Raw genomic sequence first — 14,874 nt, 5'->3', positions numbered from 1 at the left:
GTTCTGGTGTAGAACCTGAGCGTGCTGCGCTTCTACGTCCTCGGGACGCTTCTGTTCGTCGGGGCGATGGCGACTCTGGCGGCGACGCTCGGGGGCCCGGGCTGGTTCCTGCTGCTGGCGGTCGCGGTGCTGCTGCTCGCCGTCGGCGTCTACGACCTCGTGCAGCGCAAGCACTCGATCCTGCGCAACTATCCGGTGATCGGGCACATCCGGTTCCTGATGGAGGAGATCCGTCCCGAGCTCCAGCAGTACTTCATCGAGCGCAACTTCGACGGCCGGCCCTACGACCGCAACACCCGCTCCTCGATCTATCAGCGCTCCAAGGGTCACCAGGACGAGCAGCCGTTCGGCACCGAGCGCGACCTGTACGCCGTGGGCTACGAGTACCTCGTGCACTCGACGCGGCCGGTCGACCCGATGCCGGAGCCCCCGCGGGTGCGGATCGGCGGACCGCGGTGCACCCAGCCCTACGACATGGCGCTGCTGAACGTGAGCGCGATGAGCTTCGGGGCGCTGAGCGGCAACGCGATCCGCGCGCTCAACCAGGGTGCTGCCGCCGGAGGGTTCGCCCACGACTCCGGCGAGGGCGCGATCAGCCCGTACCACCGTCATGGCGGCGACCTGGTCTGGGAGATCGGCTCGGGCTACTTCGGCTGCCGCACCCCCGAGGGCGGCTTCGACGCCGAGAAGTTCGCCACCAAGGTCGCCGATCCGCAGGTGAAGATGGTGAGCGTCAAGCTCAGCCAGGGCGCCAAGCCCGGCCTGGGCGGCGTGCTCCCCGGCGCCAAGGTGACCCAGGAGATCGCCGAGACCCGGGACGTACCGGTGGGGCAGACGGTCGTCTCGCCGCCCTACCACCAGGCTTTCTCGACGCCGCGGGAGCTGATCGGCTTCCTCGACCGGCTGCGCGACCTCGCCGGCGGCAAGCCGGTCGGCTTCAAGCTGTGCCTGGGCTCGCGCGTCGACTTCCTGGCGATCTGCAAGGCCATGGTCGAGGAGGGGACCGCGCCCGACTTCGTCATCGTCGACGGCGCCGAGGGCGGCACCGGCGCGGCGCCGATGGAGTTCTCCGACCATGTGGGGATGCCGCTCACCGAGGCGCTGATGACCGTCGACAACGCGCTGGTCGGGGTCGGTCTGCGGGAGGCCGTCAAGGTCGGCGCGTCGGGCAAGGTCGCCACCGGCGTCGACGTCGTGAAGCGGGTCGTCCAGGGCGCCGACTTCACCATGGCCGCGCGGGCGATGATGATGGCGGTCGGCTGCATCCAGGCGCAGACCTGCCACACCAACACCTGCCCGGTCGGCGTCGCGACCCAGGACCCCAAGCGGGCGCGTGCCCTCGACGTCGCCTCCAAGACCCAGCGGGTGACCAACTACCAGCGCGAGGTGATCGCCTCGGCCATGACCGTCGTGGCCTCGATGGGCCTGCACTCCTTCGCCGACCTGCACCCCCGGATGCTGCGTCGTCGGGTCAGCCACGACACCATCTCGTCCTACGCCGAGATGTTCGACTACCTCACGCCCGGCCGCCTGCTCGAGTCCGCGCCGCCGTCCTGGCGCGCCGACTGGGATGCCGCCGACCCCGACCGCTTCACCCCCTGACCAAGGCTCCTGAGGCGATAGTCCCGGCCGTTTGGGCCCCCTGGCCGCCGTGAAAAGGGCCTAAACGGCCGGGACTATCCCGCCCCGGGGCGAACCAATTCGTGCGGCGCGGGGGAGTCGGGGAGAATGGCGGTGCCATGTCTGCCACCGTGTCTGCCGCCGCGCCGAAGCCGGGTCACACCGACCCCGCGATCATCCGCAACTTCTGCATCATCGCCCACATCGACCACGGGAAGTCGACCCTGGCCGACCGGATGCTGCAACTGACCGGAGTGGTCGACGAGCGGGCCGCCCGGGCTCAGTACCTCGACCGGATGGACATCGAGCGCGAGCGCGGGATCACGATCAAGAGCCAGGCCGTGCGGATGCCGTGGACCGTGCAGCCGGCGGCGGACGGCGAGGAGCAGGTCGCCGAGCCCGGTACCTACGTGCTCAACATGATCGACACCCCTGGCCACGTCGACTTCACCTACGAGGTGTCGCGGTCGTTGGAGGCGTGCGAGGCCGCCGTGCTGCTGGTCGACGCGGCCCAGGGCATCGAGGCGCAGACCCTGGCGAACCTCTATCTCGCGATGGGCGCCGACCTCCACATCATCCCGGTGCTCAACAAGATCGACCTGCCCAGCGCCAACCCAGAGAAGTACGCCGCCGAGCTCGCCGGACTCGTCGGCTGCGAGCCCGAGGACGTCCTGCGGGTCAGCGCCAAGACCGGCGCCGGCGTGGAGGCCCTCCTCGACCACATCGTCGGCGAGACGCCGCCGCCGGTCGGCGAGGCCGACAAGCCGGCTCGTGCGCTGATCTTCGACTCGGTCTACGACACCTACCGCGGTGTGGTCACCTACGTCCGCGTGGTCGACGGCAAGCTCAGCCACCGCGACCGGATCAAGATGATGTCGACCAACGCCACCCACGAGATGCTCGAGATCGGCGTGATCAGCCCCGAGCAGGTCAAGGCCGGAGAGCTCGGCGTCGGCGAGGTCGGCTACCTCATCACCGGAGTGAAGGACGTGCGGCAGTCGCGCGTCGGGGACACCGTCACCACCCAGCACCACGGCGCCACCGAGCCGCTCGGCGGCTACAAGCACCCCAACCCGATGGTCTACGCCGGTCTCTACCCGATCGACGGCGACCAGTTCGGCGACCTGCGCGAGGCGCTGGAGAAGCTCCAGCTCAACGACGCCGCCCTCACCTACGAGCCCGAGACGTCGGGCGCACTCGGCTTCGGCTTCCGCGTGGGCTTCCTCGGCCTGCTGCACATGGAGATCACTCGCGACCGGCTCGAGCGCGAGTTCAACCTCGACCTGATCTCCACCGCCCCGAACGTCGTCTACGAGGTGCTCCTCGAGGACGGCACCGAGATCGAGGTCACCAACCCCAGCGAGTTCCCGGAGATGAAGATCGCCGAGGTCCGTGAGCCCATCGTCAAGGCGACGATCCTCAGCCCGGCCGACTACATCGGCACCATCATGGAGCTCTGCCAGACCAAGCGCGGCAGCCTCCAGGGCATGGACTACCTGTCGGAGGACCGCGTCGAGATGCGCTACGTCCTGCCGATGGGCGAGATCGTCTTCGACTTCTTCGACCAGCTGAAGTCGCGCACCAAGGGCTACGCCTCCCTCGACTACGAGCGCTCCGGTGAGCAGGCCGCCGACCTGGTCAAGGTCGACATCCTGCTGCAGGGCGAGCCGGTCGACGCCTTCAGCGCGATCGTCCACAAGGACGCCGCCTATGCCTATGGCGTGATGATGGCCGGCAAGCTCAAGGACCTGATCCCGCGTCAGCAGTTCGAGGTGCCGATCCAGGCCGCGATCGGCGCGCGGGTCATCGCCCGGGAGAACATCCGAGCGATCCGCAAGGACGTGCTCGCCAAGTGCTATGGCGGCGACATCACCCGCAAGCGCAAGCTGCTGGAGAAGCAGAAGGAGGGCAAGAAGCGGATGAAGATGGTCGGCCGCGTCGAGGTCCCCCAGGAGGCGTTCGTCGCCGCGCTCTCCACCGGCGGCGGGGGCGCGGAGAAGCCCAAGAAGTGACCTGCACGCCCCTCGACGTCCGGCCGGTGGCCGAGGATCAGTGGGACGTCGTCGCGTGGCTGTGGCAGCTCTTCCGGCACGACCTCGCGACGATCGTCCATGGGCTTCCGTATGCCGACGGCCGCTACCAGCACGCGTGGCTCGACCCGCTCCCGAGTCCGGACGCCGCGGGCTACCTCGCCTGGACGCCGCATCCACACGGTGGCGAGTCGCCGGTCGGCTTCGCGATCGTGGCGGGTCTCACCGAGCCGCGGCGCCACATCCTGGCGTTCTGGACCAGCCCGGTGCTGCGGCGTAGCGGACTCGGCACGAAGCTCGCTCTCGATGCGATCGGCCGCCACGACGGACCGTGGTCGATCGCCTTCCAGCGCGACAATGTGGGCGCCGGAGCGTTCTGGCGGCGCGTCGCGACCGCAGCCTTCGGTACCGAAGGAGTCGCGTGGGTCGAGGAAGCGAGACCGGTGCCCGGCAAGCCCGACCTGCCGCCCGACCACTGGATCGAGACGGTCGAGTGAGCGTGCCGCTGCCCGAGGGCGTGCTCGCCTTCGCCGCGCGGGGTCCGGCCTGGGCCACCTGGGTCGACCGCCTGCCCCGTCTGGTCGACGACGTGCTGGCCGAATGGGAGCTGACCCTCGACGGACAGCCCACCCATGGCTGGACCGCGCTGGTGGTGCCCGTGCGCGATCGCGACGGCACCCCCGCGGCACTCAAGCTCGTGTGCCCCGGCCTCCCAGGAGAGGACGAGGAGGAGCACGAGGCGCTCGCGCTGCAGCGGATCAGCGGTGACGGCGCCGTCCGACTCCTGCGCGCCGACCCCACCCGACGCCTCCTGCTCCTCGAGCGCCTGCACCCGACCGACCTCACCGACGTCTGGGACCTGGAGGCGTGCGAGATCGTCGCCGGCCTCTATGCCCGCATCCATCTGCCCGCTCCGCCCCAGCTGCGCCCGCTGACCTTCTACGTCGAGCGCTGGACCGACCGGCTCGCCGCCCTGCCCCGCAGTGCTCCGCTCCCGCACCGGCTGGTCGAGCAGGCCGTCAGCCTGGGCCGGGCCTTCGTCGACGACCCCGCGAGCCTCGGCACCATGATCCACACCGATCTGCACTACGAGAACGTGCTCGCCGCCGACCGCGAGCCCTGGCTGATGATCGACCCCAAGCCGCTCGACGGCGACCCGCACTACGAGGTGGCGCCGCTGCTGTGGAACCGCTGGGAGGAGCTCGCCGGGGACGTGCGCGGGGGAGTGCGGCGCCGGTTCCACGCCACCATCGACGCCGCGGGCCTGGACGAGGACCGCGCCCGCGACTGGGTGGTGGTCCGCATGCTCCACAACGCACTGTGGACCCTGGAGGACCCGGCGACCGACGAGGACTGGCTCACCCAGTGCATCACTCTCGCCAAGGCGGTCCAGGACTGACCCGTCGGCACCTGCTGGTCCACACCTTGACGGGTTCAGGTATATCTACCCGTGAGTACGCGTAGTGATCTAGGTTACGTCGCAAGCCGCCCGGACCCGTTCGAGCCCAGGAGAGCCATGCCCGTCAGATACGACACCTCGTTCATCGACTCGATGCCGCAGAACGTCGCTGTCCAGTTCCTCGATCGGGTCGCGGCCTCGCCCGACAACGAGGCGTTCCGGTTCCCGCGCGGAGAGTCCTGGGAGTCGGTGACCTGGGCCGAGACTGGCGACATGGTCCACCGACTCGCCGCCGGCCTGCTGGCCCTCGGCCTGGAGCCCGAGCAGCGGGTGGGCATCGCGGCGAGCACCCGCTACGAGTGGATCCTCGCCGATCTCGCGATCATGTGTGCGGGCGGAGCCACCACGACCGTCTACCCCAGCACCAACTCCGAGGACACCGGCTACATCCTGGGCGACTCGGGCTGCCGCTTCGTCTTCGCCGAGGACGACGTCCAGCTGGAGAAGATCAGGGAGCAGGAGGCGAGCCTGCCCGACCTGGTCAAGATCATCACCTTCGACGGCACGTCCGACGGCGACCACGTCTTGTCGATGGACGACCTGGCGAAGGTGGGCGACGCCTACCTCGCCGAGCACCCCGACGTCGTCGAGGAGACCGCGCGCGCGATCCCCGCCGACCAGCTGGCTACGTTGATCTACACCTCCGGCACCACCGGACGCCCCAAGGGCGTGCGGCTGCTCCACAAGACCTGGGTGTACGAGGGTTCCTCGATCCAGGTCCAGGACATCCTCGACGAGACCGACCTGCAGTTCCTGTGGCTCCCGATGGCCCACTCGTTCGGCAAGGTGCTGCTCTCGGCCCAACTGGCGTGCGGCTTCGCGACCGCCGTCGACGGGCGGGTCGACAAGATCGTCGACAACCTCGGCGTCGTCAAGCCCACCTTCATGGGGGCCGCGCCGCGGATCTTCGAGAAGGCGCACGCCCGGATCGTCACGATGCAGGCCGCCGAGGGCGGGCTGAAGGAGAAGATCTTCAAGCGCGCCTTCGTCGTCGGGCAGGAGGTCGACCGGCGTCGCTTCGAGGGCAGGTCGGTGCCGCTGCCGCTCAAGCTCCAGCACGGGCTGTTCGACAAGCTGGTCTTCAGCAAGGTCCGGGACCGCTTCGGAGGCCGGGTGCGCTTCTTCATCTCCGGCTCGGCTGCCCTCAACCCCGAGATCGGCGCGTTCTTCCACGCTGCCGGCATCACGATCCTCGAGGGCTACGGCATGACCGAGAATGCCGCCGGAGCCACGGTCAACCACCCGGACCGCTACAAGATGGGCACGGTGGGTCCCGCCCTCCCGGGCGCGGAGGTGAAGATCGGCGAGGGCGACGAGGTCCTGTTGCGCGGGCCGCACATCATGGCGGGCTATCACAACAACCCGGAGGAGACCGCCAAGGCGCTCGACACCGACGGTTGGCTGCACACCGGCGACAAGGGCTCCCTCGACGAGGACGGCTTCCTCACCATCACCGGCCGGATCAAGGACCTGTTCAAGACCTCGGGCGGCAAGTACATCGCGCCGCCGGCGATCGAGGCGAAGTTCAAGGCGCTGTGCCCGTATGCGAGCCAGTTCATGGTGTTCGGCAACGAGCGCAACTACGTCGTCGCCTTGATCACCCTCGATCCCGACGCCATGGCCGACTGGGCCGCGGAGAACGGCATGGCCGGCAAGGAGTACTCCGAGATCGTCGGCTCGGAGAAGGTGCACGCGATGGTCGGCGACTACGTCGACCAGCTCAACGGGCGCCTCAACCGCTGGGAGACCATCAAGAAGTGGGAGATCCTGCCGGAGGACCTCAGCATCGAGTCCGGTGAGCTCACCCCGTCGATGAAGGTCAAGCGCAACGTCGTGGAGTCCAACAACGCCGAGCTGATCGACGGGCTGTACTCCTGACCCGACCTCGGTCCGGCCGGACGCGGCCGGACCGGGGTGACAGGATGCCGGGGTGCCTTCGGTCCCTCCCTCCGGCGATCCGGTTCCCGACGACGGGGCCCTGCCGGCGTCCGCCCTCCACGGGCTCGGCGAGCGCACGTTCTCCTTCTACGTGCACATCCCGTTCTGCACCGTGCGCTGCGGCTACTGCGACTTCAACACCTACACCGCCGCCGAGCTCGGCACCCCCGAGCGCGGAGCCTCGCGCGAGAGCTACGCCGAGTCGGCGATCGCCGAGGTGCGCCGCGCTCGCGCGGCCCTCGGCTCCGTGGAGCTGGCGGCGTCCACCGTCTTCTTCGGCGGAGGCACCCCGACCCTGCTGAGCCCGGCCGACCTGGGCTCGGTGCTCGCCGCGATCGCCGACGAGTTCGGTCTCTCTCCCGACGCGGAGATCACCACCGAGGCCAACCCCGACTCTGTGGGGCCTGCCGAGCTGGCTGCGCTTCGCGAGGCCGGGTTCACCAGGATCTCCTTCGGCATGCAGTCCTCGGTCGGCCACGTGCTACGGGTGCTCGACCGCACCCACGACCCCGAGCGAGTGCCCGAGGTGGTGGAGTGGTCGCGCCGCGCCGGCTTCGACCAGATCAGCCTCGACCTGATCTACGGCACTCCGGGGGAGTCGGTGGCCGACTGGTCCCGGAGCCTGGACGCCGCGCTGGCGTGCGAGCCCGACCACGTCTCGGCGTACTCGCTCATCGTCGAGGACGGCACCGCCCTGGCCCGCCGCGTGCGCCGCGGGGAGCTCGCGATGCCCGACGACGACGACCTCGCCGACAAGTACGTCCTCGCCGACGAGCGGCTCACCGTTGCCGGTCTGGACTGGTACGAGGTCTCGAACTGGGCGCGAGGCGGGATCGCCGGTCCCGCGGCGTGCCGTCACAACCTGGCCTACTGGCGCGGCGGCGACTGGTGGGGCATCGGGCCCGGCGCCCACTCCCACGTCGGGGGCACCCGCTGGTGGAACGTGCGGCATCCGGTCGCCTACGCCGAGCGGCTCGCCTCCGACCGCAGCCCGGCCCAGGCCAGGGAGATCCTCGACGCCGACACCCGACGCCTCGAGCGGGTGCTGTTGGAGGTCCGGCTGTCCGAGGGGCTGGCACTCGACGTCCTGGACTCGACCGCGGGCGTGTCCGACGTGCTCGCACAGGACCTGGCCCACGTCGAGGACGGCCGGCTGCTCCTCACCCGGCGCGGCCGACTGCTCGCCGACGCCGTCGTCCGGGAGCTGCTCGGCTGAGCCGGGCGGTCCGCCGACGCCCCGTCTGTGTGCGACTCGGATGGCACCGTTCCGCGCAATTGCGCGGGATGGTGCAGTCGGGTGGCTGGTGGGTGACCCGAACGGCGCAATTGCGCGGGATGGTGCAGTCGGGTGGCTGGTGGGTGACCCGAACGGCGCAATTGCGCGGAATGGTGCAGTCGGGTGGCCGGTGGGTGACCCGAACGGCGCAATTGCGCGGAATGGTGCAGTCGGGTGGCCGGTGGGTGACCCGAACGGCGCAATTGCGCGGAATGGTGCAGTCGGGTGGCCGGTGGGTGACCCGAACGGCGCAATTGCGCGGGATGGTGCAGTCGGGTCTCAGGCGGTGACGAAGTCGATGAGCTCCTCGACCCGGCCGAGCAGGGCGGGTTCGAGGTCGTGGAAAGAGTCGACCCGGCCGAGGATCTGCTTCCACGCACGAGCGATGTCGGCCTGGTCGCGGTGTGGCCAGCCGAGATGCTGGCAGATCCCCTTCTTCCACTCGATCGAGCGCGGGATGTCGGGCCAGCGGTCGAGCCCGAGACGTGCGGGCACCACCGCGGCCCAGATGTCGACGAACGGATGACCGAGCACGAGCACGTGCTCGCCGATCGGGGAGGCGGCGATCGCCTGGGCGATGCGGCTCTCCTTCGAGCCCGGCACCAGGTGGTCGACCAGGACGCCGACGCGTCGCTGCGCACTCGGGCCGAACGCGCGCAGGTGCTCGGCGAGGTCGTCGACCCCCTCGAGGTACTCCACGACGACGCCCTCGATGCGCAGGTCGTCGCCCCAGACCTTCTCGACGAGCTCCGCGTCGTGGCGGCCCTCGACGAAGATCCGGCTGGCGCGGGCGACGCGTGCCTTCGCGTCGTGGACGGCCACCGAGCCGGAGGCGGTCCGGGTCGGCTTGGCCGGCGCCGTCACGCGCACCGGCGCGGTGAGGATGACCGGCTTGCCCTCCAGCAGGAAGCCGGGGCCGAGGGGGAAGGTGCGTCGCTTGCCGCGGCGGTCCTCGAGGGTGAGGACATGCAGGTCGCGGTCGACCGCGACGATCTCGCCGACGAAGTCGGTCATCACCTCTTCGACCACCAAGCCGGAGTCGGCCGCAGCTTCGACCGCGCGACCGCGAGCGGGCGCGCGCCAGTCGCCGGAGAGGACATCGGAGCCGTAGCGATCCACGGCGCTCACGCTAGGCGCCGACGGGGACAGTGCCGCTCAGGACGCGCCGTCGTCACCGTCTCGTGACGCGCGCCTCTCGCCGTCGCCCTTAGGCTCCCCATCGTCGGCGCCCTCGGACTCCGGCTCATCCGGGCTCTCGTCGGCCGTCTTGCCGTCGGCGAGCAGGTCGCCTGCGGTCTCGCCGTCGGGCAGGCCCTCGGCCAGCGGGTTGTCCTCGCTCGGGCGGAGATCCTCGGGAAGCTGCTCGTCGTCGATTCCGGAGGCGTTCGGTTCCTGGGTGGACTCGCTCATCGCACCACCTTGGCAGTCGGCCCGGCCGATCGGAACACCTCTGCGGGCGGGCCGCGGACGGCTTGCGGGCGGTCAGACCAGCGGGAGGCGCTTCTGCGCCTGCGGCAGCAGCTCGTAGCCCCGCGTGACCGCGTCGCGGAGGTAGCGCACCGGGAAGGGCCACTCGCCCTGCGCGAGCGCCTCGTCGACCGGCACCCGTCGCTGGGCGAGGTCGCGGATGGTCTCGGCCAGGATGCCGATGTCGTTGCGCTGTTGCTCGACGAAGGCACGGTCGACCACCGAGCCGTGGCCGGGCACGATCGTGCTCGCCCCGGTGGTGAGGCCGAGCACGACGTCGAGGGTCAGCGGCCAGTCCCACGGATAGCAGTCCGGCCCGAAGCCGGGGGCGTTCTCCCGTTCGGCGGACTCCTCGATGAGGTCGCCGGCCAGGACGACGTCGGCGTCCGGGACGCGCACCACGAGGTCGCCGGCGGTGTGGCCGCGGCCCGGGTGTGCGATCTCCACGAAGCGGTCGCCGAGGTCGAGCGCCATCGCCGAGGAGAAGGTGTGGTCGGGGAGGACCACCTCGGTCTCGATCATGGCCGCGACCTCGGCCGCGTGAGGGGCCTCGGGGTCTCCGGCGATCTCCCGCTCGGCCTCGCGCTTGGCCCGCTCGACGGCCCCGGCCATCTCCTCGGCCGCGGCCTCGTGTGCCCGGATGGGCACCTCGCCGAACTCCCCGCGCAGCGCGCCATTGCCGAGCACGTGGTCGAAGTGGTCGTGGGTATTGGCGATCTCGACCACGCGGCCGGCGCCCAAACGCTCGAGCTCGCCGATGATCTGCCGTCCGGCCGCGGCCGAGGTGCCGGTGTCGACCACGAGCAGACCACGGGTGCCACCTACCGCGGTGACGTTCACATCGAGCCACGGATGACGGGCTACCCAGATCCGGTCCGCGACCTCGTTGAACCTCATGGGTCGAGCCTACGAATCCTCCGCCCAATGCGTGGGACCGGCCACGAGACCGGGCCGACGGCGGGACCGGGCACGGCGAAGGCGCATCCGTGCACCCGCGCGGTAGACTTGGCACTCTGACTACACGAGTGCCAGACGGCCCGAACAGGCGCCCGGCACCCCATCGCGAGGAGGCGAGGATGCAAGAGGAACGACGGCTCGCCGTCCTCCGCGCGATCGTGGAGGACTACGTGGCCACCGAGGAGCCGGTCGGGTCGAAGGCGCTGGTCGAGCGCCACGGGCTCAATGTCTCACCGGCGACCGTGCGCAACGACATGGCGGCGCTGGAGGACGAGGGCTACCTCACCCAGCCCCACACCAGCGCCGGCCGAGTCCCCACCGACAAGGGCTACCGGCTCTTCGTCGACCGGCTCACCACGCTGCGCACGATGAGTGCGGCCGAGAAGCGCGCCATCGCCGGATTCCTCGACGGCGCCGCCGACCCCGACGAGATCGTGGCCCGCTCGGTGCGCCTGCTGTCCCAGCTGACCCGCCAGGTCGCCGTCGTCCAGTACCCCACGTTGTCGCGTTCGACCGTGCGCCATGTCGAACTGGTCGCGCTCACCGCCGAGCGGCTGCTCGCGGTGCTGATCTTGAGCAGTGGGCGGGTCGAGCAGCGCGTCGTCGAGCTCGGGGAGCCCTTGGTCGACGACGACCTCGCGGCCCTGCGCTCCAAGGTGGGTCGTGCCGCCACCGGTTCGGTCATCTCCGACGCGGCCACGGCCCTGGGCGCTCTGGCGGAGTCCGAGTCCGGACCGGCGGCCGCCGTCGCCGGCGTCCTGGTCGAGGCCCTGGAGGATCACCGCTCCGACTCCCGCGTGGCGGTCGGCGGTGCCGCGAACCTCGCCCGTTACGGCGACCACTTCGACTCCGCGGTGCGCCCGCTCCTCGAGGCGCTCGAGGAGCAGGTCGTGCTGCTCAAGCTGCTCGGCGAGGCCTCCGACGCCGACACCGTGACCGTGCGGATCGGCGCCGAGGGCCCGATCGAGCAGTTCTCCGCCACGAGCGTCGTGGCCACCGGCTACGGCCCGCACGACGACGCCCTCGCCGCTCTGGGGATCGTCGGTCCCACCCGCATGGACTATCCCGGCACCATGGCCGCGGTCCGCGCTGTCGCACGCTATGTCTCCCGGATCCTCGACGAGAACTGACCGACGCCCAGCCCATCCCTGATCGAGTAGTACCGCCCCACCAGCCATCTTCGAAGGAACGCAGTTGAGCAAGGACCTGTACGACGTCCTCGGTGTCTCTCGTGACGCCGACAGCGACACCATCAAGAAGGCCTATCGGCGGCTCGCCCGCCAGCTGCACCCCGACGTCAACCCCGACCCCGGCACCCACGACCGGTTCAAAGAGGTCTCGCACGCCTACGAGGTGCTCTCCGACCCGCAGAAGCGCGCGGCGTACGACCGCGGCGGCGACCCGTTCGGTGGCGGCTTCGGCCAGGGCGCCGGGTTCTCCTTCACCGACATCATGGACGCCTTCTTCGGCGGTCAGGGTGCCGGTGCGGCCGGCCGCGGGCCGCGCTCGCGGGTGCGCCGTGGCCAGGACGCGCTGATCCGCATCGACGTCGACCTCGCCGAGGCGGCCTTCGGCGTCTCGCGCGACCTCAAGGTCGACACCGCGGTCGTGTGCACCACCTGCGGGGGCGACGGAGCCGCTCCCGGCAGTCATCCGGTGCCGTGCGAGACCTGCCGCGGCCAGGGCGAGGTCGCCCATGTGCAGCGTTCCTTCCTGGGCGAGGTGCGCACCCTGCGCCCCTGCGCGGCCTGTCGCGGGTTCGGCACGATCATCCCCGAGCCGTGCCGGGAGTGCTCCGGCGACGGCCGGGTCCGCTCGAGACGCTCGCTCACGGTGAAGATCCCCGCCGGCGTCGACACCGGCACCCGGGTCCAGCTCGCCGAGCAGGGCGAGGTCGGCCCCGGCGGCGGTCCGGCCGGCGACCTCTACGTCGAGATCCAGGTGCGTCCGCACGAGGTGTTCACCCGCCACGGCAACGACCTGCACTGCACCGTGACGGTTCCGATGACCGCCGCCGCTCTCGGCACCACCCTGAACCTGCCGCTGCTCGAGGCCGACCTGGTCGAGGACACCGGCTCGGGGGTCGAGACCACCTTCGACCTCGACCTGGAGGCCGGCACCCAGTCCGGGTCCGAGCGCGTGCTCCGCGGCCGCGGGGTCCCCGGCCTGCGCGGTGGTCGGGGCGATCTCGTGGTCACGACGGTCGTCGAGACGCCCGGTCGACTCGACTCCCGGCAGGAGGAGCTGCTGCGCGAGCTCGCCGCCCTCCGCGGCGAGGAGCGGCCCACGGGCCAGGTGAAGGCCCAGCAGAAGTCTGTGTTCGGCCGCCTCTTCGGCCACTGATCCGGCGATGTCGCTTCCGGTCCATCTGGTTCCCGGCCTCGACGGCGTCGCCGTCGGCGACGTGGTCCGGGTCGAGGGAGACGAGGCCCATCACGCCGTGGCCGTGCGTCGCATGCGCGCTGGCGAGTCGTTGGTCCTCACCGACGGCGCCGGCACGGCGATCACCGGCACGGTTTCCGGCGTCGGCAAGCGACAGCTCGACGTCACCGTCGAGAGCGTCCAGACCTCCGAGGAGCCGGCGCCGTCGGTGGTGGTCGTCCAGGCCCTGCCCAAGGGTGACCGCGGCGAGCTCGCGGTCGAGGTCCTCACCGAGGTCGGCGTCGCGCGGGTCGTTCCCTGGGCCGCGGCCCGCTCGGTCGCGGTGTGGAAGGGCGAGCGTGCCGCGAAGTCGCTGGCGCGCTGGCGCTCCACGGCCCGCGAGGCGGCCAAGCAGGCCCGCCGGATCTGGCATCCCGAGGTCAGCGCCCTCGCCGGCACAGCCGACGTCGTCGAGCTGATCGCCGCCGCCGACCTCGCCGTCGTCCTGCACGAGGACGCCGAGGCGGCCCTCGCCGCCGTGCCGGTGCCCGAGACGGGATCGATCGTCGTGGTGGTCGGCCCCGAGGGCGGCCTCACCGACGAGGAGGTCACCGCCTTCACCGACGCCGGTGCCGTCTCGGTCCGGCTCGGCGCAGAGGTCCTGCGCACCTCCACGGCCGGACTGGCCGCCGTGAGTGCCCTGCTGTCCCGCAGCGACCGCTGGCGCTGACCGTCCCCCCGCCGAGTCGGCGCGTTTGTTTAGCACAAGTGCCGACTCGGCGTCTTCAGGGTCCCGGCAGCCTCACTCGACGACGAAGGTCCGGGTGTCCTCGAACGGCCCGGGGCCCTCGCCCCCGGTCGGGTCGTCGGTCTGGGCGTGCAGCACGTAGGTGCCCGGCTCGAATCCGGACAGGTCGATCGTGGCCTTCCACGGGTAGAGGCGGTTGATCCAGCCCTTGGCCATCGCGCTGTCGTCGACGACGGTCGCCCCCGACTCGGAGGTGACGAAGTAGCGCACGGTCGCCTCGAAGGAGGACGCCATGCCGTCGATCTTCAGCGTGCCCGACGCCTTCGCGCCTTCCTCCGGGAGGCCGATGTTGACCAGCGAGAGCACCTTGAGCTGCGGGGCGGCCTTGACGCCGATGCTCGTCGGCTGACCGAACAGGTCGGCCGGCGTGGTGTTCGCCAGACGCACCTCGACGTGGTCCTTGGATCCGGCCGCGCCCTGGAGGGTGTAGACCAGGGACTGCACCGCCAGCTTGGCGTCGGCGGGGGAGAGGCCCTTGTCGGCGCTGGTGATCGAGTCCTCGCCGAGCGTGACGACGATTCCGCCGACCTCCTCGGTGACCTCGTTGATCGTGACGCCGTCGAGCAGGGTGCGGTAGTCGGGGTCGAGGGCGTCGCCGGAGACCAGGAGGCGCGCTGCCTCGGTGAGCGAGTCCTCCGCCGGGACCTGGCGCAGCTCGCGGTAGAGCCGCGTGCCCATCGGCGTGTCGCCCGCGAAGTAGATCGGCACCGTCGCGGTCGAGCCGTCCGGCGACTCGGTCTCACTCGGGCCCTCGGTCTCGGTGGGGCTCTCGCTCTGGGTCGTGGTCGTCTCGCCCGGCTCGCTCGACGGCTCGGAGCTCGGCGAGCTCGAGTTCGGGTCGGTGCCGGCATTGTCGGGCTCGTCGTCGCCGCACGCGGCGAGCAGGCCGAGGCCCAGCGGGAGGCAGAGCGCGACAACGGCTGCGCGGGTCCTGAGGTGCTTCATGGGCCCATCCTTT

At 70.8% G+C, this 14,874-nt stretch carries 13 protein-coding genes; 9 read left to right on the top strand and 4 right to left on the bottom strand.

Annotated elements, in window-relative coordinates; all coding sequences use genetic code 11:
* Positions 1-21 precede the first annotated feature (21 nt).
* The 6 genes from WMR31_RS18400 (at position 22) to hemW (ending at position 8,263) form a co-directional block, all read left to right on the top strand.
* Entirely contained in the window at positions 22-1,602 is a 1,581-nt protein-coding gene (locus tag WMR31_RS18400; protein ID WP_340540347.1) for an FMN-binding glutamate synthase family protein, read from the top strand.
* A gap of 137 nt (positions 1,603-1,739) precedes the next feature.
* A complete protein-coding gene (gene lepA / locus WMR31_RS18395) occupies positions 1,740-3,632 on the top strand; it encodes a translation elongation factor 4 (protein ID WP_340540346.1) in 1,893 nt (630 codons plus the stop codon).
* Entirely contained in the window at positions 3,629-4,147 is a 519-nt protein-coding gene (locus tag WMR31_RS18390; RefSeq protein ID WP_340540345.1) for a GNAT family N-acetyltransferase, read from the top strand. Before lepA ends, WMR31_RS18390 begins: the two co-directional genes overlap by 4 nt.
* A complete protein-coding gene (locus WMR31_RS18385) occupies positions 4,144-5,049 on the top strand; it encodes an aminoglycoside phosphotransferase family protein (RefSeq protein WP_340540344.1) in 906 nt (301 codons plus the stop codon). Before WMR31_RS18390 ends, WMR31_RS18385 begins: the two co-directional genes overlap by 4 nt.
* 117 nt (positions 5,050-5,166) lie before the next feature.
* Positions 5,167-6,987, top strand: coding sequence for an AMP-dependent synthetase/ligase (locus WMR31_RS18380; protein WP_340540343.1), 1,821 nt, complete (start codon positions 5,167-5,169; stop codon positions 6,985-6,987).
* Positions 6,988-7,039: 52 nt separating this feature from the next.
* On the top strand, positions 7,040-8,263 hold the full coding sequence (gene hemW / locus WMR31_RS18375; protein ID WP_340540342.1) for a radical SAM family heme chaperone HemW: 1,224 nt from the start codon (positions 7,040-7,042) through the stop codon (positions 8,261-8,263).
* Positions 8,264-8,602: 339 nt separating this feature from the next.
* On the opposite strand, the gene WMR31_RS18370 is transcribed toward hemW, so the two are convergent.
* The 3 genes from WMR31_RS18370 to WMR31_RS18360 form a co-directional block, all read right to left on the bottom strand.
* On the bottom strand, positions 8,603-9,442 hold the full coding sequence (locus WMR31_RS18370; RefSeq protein WP_445321649.1) for a DUF3097 domain-containing protein: 840 nt from the start codon (positions 9,440-9,442) through the stop codon (positions 8,603-8,605).
* Between the two features lie 36 nt (positions 9,443-9,478).
* Positions 9,479-9,733, bottom strand: a complete 255-nt coding sequence (locus tag WMR31_RS18365; RefSeq protein WP_340540340.1) for a hypothetical protein — start codon at positions 9,731-9,733, stop codon at positions 9,479-9,481.
* 72 nt (positions 9,734-9,805) lie between these two features.
* Positions 9,806-10,687 (bottom strand): MBL fold metallo-hydrolase, encoded by an 882-nt coding sequence (locus WMR31_RS18360; protein WP_340540339.1) that lies wholly within the window; start codon positions 10,685-10,687, stop codon positions 9,806-9,808.
* A gap of 179 nt (positions 10,688-10,866) precedes the next feature.
* On the opposite strand from WMR31_RS18360, the gene hrcA reads away from it, so the two are divergent.
* The 3 genes from hrcA (at position 10,867) to WMR31_RS18345 (ending at position 13,838) form a co-directional block, all read left to right on the top strand.
* Complete coding sequence (gene hrcA / locus WMR31_RS18355; protein WP_340540338.1) at positions 10,867-11,877, top strand: heat-inducible transcriptional repressor HrcA; 1,011 nt, start codon at positions 10,867-10,869, stop codon at positions 11,875-11,877.
* A 64-nt stretch (positions 11,878-11,941) separates the two neighbouring features.
* Positions 11,942-13,090, top strand: coding sequence for a molecular chaperone DnaJ (dnaJ, locus tag WMR31_RS18350; protein ID WP_340540337.1), 1,149 nt, complete (start codon positions 11,942-11,944; stop codon positions 13,088-13,090).
* Between the two features lie 7 nt (positions 13,091-13,097).
* Positions 13,098-13,838: a 16S rRNA (uracil(1498)-N(3))-methyltransferase gene (locus WMR31_RS18345; RefSeq protein WP_340540336.1), complete on the top strand. Its 741-nt coding sequence runs from the start codon at positions 13,098-13,100 to the stop codon at positions 13,836-13,838.
* Positions 13,839-13,910: 72 nt separating this feature from the next.
* Here WMR31_RS18345 and WMR31_RS18340 read toward each other — a convergent pair whose 3' ends face one another.
* Positions 13,911-14,861, bottom strand: coding sequence for a Gmad2 immunoglobulin-like domain-containing protein (locus WMR31_RS18340; RefSeq protein WP_340540335.1), 951 nt, complete (start codon positions 14,859-14,861; stop codon positions 13,911-13,913).
* Between the last annotated feature and the right edge of the window lie 13 nt (positions 14,862-14,874).

This window comes from Nocardioides epinepheli, from assembly GCF_037936805.1.
Taxonomy (GTDB): Bacteria; Actinomycetota; Actinomycetes; order Propionibacteriales; family Nocardioidaceae; genus Nocardioides.
This window is presented reverse-complemented; position numbering and strand designations above follow the sequence as displayed.

Bases quoted from the DNA above. Each gene is read 5' to 3' on its own strand.
- lepA (WP_340540346.1), top strand. From the start codon at position 1,740: ATGTCTGCCACCGTGTCTGCCGCCGCGCCGAAGCCGGGTCACACCGAC.
- WMR31_RS18380 (WP_340540343.1), top strand. From the start codon at position 5,167: ATGCCCGTCAGATACGACACCTCGTTCATCGACTCGATGCCGCAGAAC.
- WMR31_RS18365 (WP_340540340.1), bottom strand. From the start codon at position 9,733: ATGAGCGAGTCCACCCAGGAACCGAACGCCTCCGGAATCGACGACGAG.
- WMR31_RS18360 (WP_340540339.1), bottom strand. From the start codon at position 10,687: ATGAGGTTCAACGAGGTCGCGGACCGGATCTGGGTAGCCCGTCATCCG.
- hrcA (WP_340540338.1), top strand. From the start codon at position 10,867: ATGCAAGAGGAACGACGGCTCGCCGTCCTCCGCGCGATCGTGGAGGAC.
- WMR31_RS18345 (WP_340540336.1), top strand. From the start codon at position 13,098: ATGTCGCTTCCGGTCCATCTGGTTCCCGGCCTCGACGGCGTCGCCGTC.
- WMR31_RS18340 (WP_340540335.1), bottom strand. From the start codon at position 14,861: ATGAAGCACCTCAGGACCCGCGCAGCCGTTGTCGCGCTCTGCCTCCCG.